The organism is Desulfovibrio legallii (assembly GCF_004309735.1).
Lineage (GTDB): Bacteria > Desulfobacterota > Desulfovibrionia > Desulfovibrionales > Desulfovibrionaceae > Desulfovibrio > Desulfovibrio legallii.
In genome coordinates, this window is record NZ_SIXC01000032.1 from 1 (window position 1) to 525 (window position 525).

Genomic DNA, 525 nt, shown 5'->3' on the forward strand with positions numbered 1-525 from the left:
AGAGGTGGTCCCCATTGTTCGGACAGCAAATAGCGCTTTGTTAGCTAGTTTTACCCTTATCAGGCTGCCTTTAAAAGTCCTTGTTCATGAAAACGTTCCGGGGGGACTCCACCCAGGCTGCTGTGCGGCCGGAAACGGTTGTAAAAGTCAATCCACCTTCCAATACCCRCACGGGCCTCCGAGCCGGTCTCAAAAGCGTTCAGGTACACGCACTCATATTTCAGCGAGCGCCAGAGGCGTTCGATGAAGACATTGTCCAGCCAGCGGCCCCGGCCGTCCATGGAGATACGGATTCCGTTCTCCCGCAAAACGTTGGTAAATGCGAAACTRGTGAACTGACTGCCCTGATCGGTGTTGAAGATATCGGGCTTACCGTTTTTCGCCAAGGCCTCTTCCAGGGCCGCGACGCAGAAATCAGCGTCCATGGTGTTGGAAAGTCTCCAGGACAACACTTTTTTGCTGTGCCAGTCCATAACGGCCACCAGGTACAGAAAGCCTTTGCGCATGGGGATGTAAGTGATATCC

Annotated in this window: 1 protein-coding gene; it reads right to left on the reverse strand. The window is 53.5% G+C overall.

Annotated features, from left to right (window positions below):
• Positions 1 to 59: 59 nt before the first annotated feature.
• On the reverse strand, positions 60 to 525 hold a 466-nt coding region (locus tag EB812_RS11595; RefSeq protein ID WP_130958330.1), incomplete at its 5' end, for an IS3 family transposase.